1 protein-coding gene is annotated in these 2,049 nt (G+C 68.5%); it reads right to left on the reverse strand.

Translation table 11 applies throughout. The features are described 5' to 3' along the window. Positions 1 to 26: 26 nt before the first annotated feature. Positions 27 to 1,979 (reverse strand): acetate--CoA ligase, encoded by a 1,953-nt coding sequence (gene acs / locus ACFOM8_RS22875; RefSeq protein ID WP_377764665.1) that lies wholly within the window; start codon positions 1,977 to 1,979, stop codon positions 27 to 29. Positions 1,980 to 2,049: the final 70 nt, after the last annotated feature.

Raw genomic sequence — 2,049 nt, forward strand, 5'->3', positions numbered from 1 at the left:
TTGCGGGCTCCAGGCCCTGCGCGCCTTTACCGGTTCATGCGGTTGGCGATGAGGTCGTCGACCACTTCGGGTTCGGCGAGCGTCGAGATGTCGCCGAGGCTGGCATGGTCGTTTTCGGCGATCTTGCGCAGGATGCGGCGCATGATCTTGCCGGAGCGGGTTTTGGGCATGCCCGGCGCCCACTGGATCACGTCGGGCTTGGCGATGGGGCCGATCTCGCTGCGCACCCATGTCTCCAGCTCGCCGCGCAACTCGTCGCTGGGCTGCACGCCGTTCATCAGCGTCACATAGGCATAGATGCCCTGCCCCTTCAGCGGATGCGGATAGCCCACCACCGCGGCCTCGGCGACCTTTTCATGCGCGACAAGGGCGCTCTCGACCTCGGCGGTGCCCAGGCGGTGGCCGCTGACGTTGATCACGTCGTCCACGCGCCCGGTGATCCAGTAGTATCCGTCCTCGTCCCGGCGGCAGCCGTCGCCGGTGAAGTAATAGCCCGGATACTGCTGGAAATACGTCTCCATGAACCGCTGGTGATCGCCCCAAACGGTGCGCATCTGCCCGGGCCAGCTGTCGGCGATGCACAAGACCCCCTCGGCCGGGTTGCCCTCGAGCAGCCTGGCGGACTCGGGCTCCAGGATCGCGGGCTTGATGCCGAAAAACGGCAGCGTGGCCGATCCGGGCTTGGTCGGGATGGCGCCGGGCAAGGGCGTGATCAGGTGGCCGCCGGTCTCGGTCTGCCACCAGGTGTCCACGATCGGGCAGCGGCCCTTGCCGATGTTGTCGTTGTACCAGGTCCAGGCCTCGGGGTTGATCGGCTCGCCCACCGTGCCCAGGATGCGCAGCGACGACAGGTCGTGGCCCCGGATCGGCTCGGTCCCCTTGGCCATCAGCGCCCGGATCGCGGTGGGCGCGGTGTAGAACTGCGTCACCCTGTGCTTGGCGCAGACCTGCCAGAAGCGGCCCGCGTCGGGCCAGGTGGGCACGCCCTCGAACATCACGGTGGTGGCGCCGTTGGCCAGCGGGCCGTACACGATGTAGCTGTGGCCCGTCACCCAGCCGACATCCGCCGTGCACCAGAACACGTCGCCGTCCCGGTAGTCGAAGGTGTACCGGTGCGTCATCGCCGCATAGACCAGATAGCCGCCGGTTGTGTGCACCACCCCCTTGGGCTTGCCGGTGGACCCCGAGGTGTAGAGGATGAACAGCGGATCCTCGGCCCCCATCGGGCGGGGCGGGCAGTCGGGGGAAACCGCCTCCATCAGCGCCTTCACGTCCACGTCGCGCCCCTCGATCCAGCTGGTCTGGTCGCCCGTGTGCCTGACCACCAGGCAGCGCACCCGGTCCGAGCAGTGCAGAAGCGCCGCGTCGGTGTTCGCCTTGAGGTTCGTCTTGCGCCCGCCGCGCGGGGCGGTGTCGGCGGTGATCACCAGCTTGGCGCCGCAGTCGTTGATGCGGTTGGCCAGCGCGTCGGGCGAAAAGCCCGCGAACACGATGGAATGGACCGCGCCGATCCGCGCGCAGGCCAGCATCGCATAGGCCGCCTCGGGGATCATCGGCAGATAGATCACCACCCGGTCGCCGCGCATCACCCCCTGGGACAAGAGCACGTTGGCGAAGCGGTTCACCCGTTCGGACAGCTCGGCATAGGTGATGTGCCGGGCGGGCGCGGCGGGATCGTCGGGCTCGAAGATGATCGCGGTCTGGTTGGCGCGGGCCGGCAGGTGCCGGTCCACGCAGTTGACCGCGGCGTTCAGGATGCCGTCCTCGTACCACCTGATCGAGACCTTGCCAAAGGTGAAGTCGGTGTTCTTGACCGTGCTGTAGGGGTGGATCCAGTCCAGCCGCCTGCCCTCGCGGCCCCAGAACGCCTCGGGGTCGCTCACCGACTCGGCATAAAGGCGGGCGTAATCCTCGGGGCCGCACAGCGTCTCGCCGAAGCCCGCGGGTATCGGATGCTTGTCAATCGTCTCGTGGCTCATCGTCCCCTCCTGGCCCCGCCGCCGCAACCCGCCCTGACCCGCCCCGCCCGCCACGCCGCCGCCCGGCAGC

This window comes from Paracoccus angustae, assembly GCF_042648745.1.
GTDB classification, from domain to species: Bacteria; Pseudomonadota; Alphaproteobacteria; order Rhodobacterales; family Rhodobacteraceae; genus Paracoccus; species Paracoccus angustae.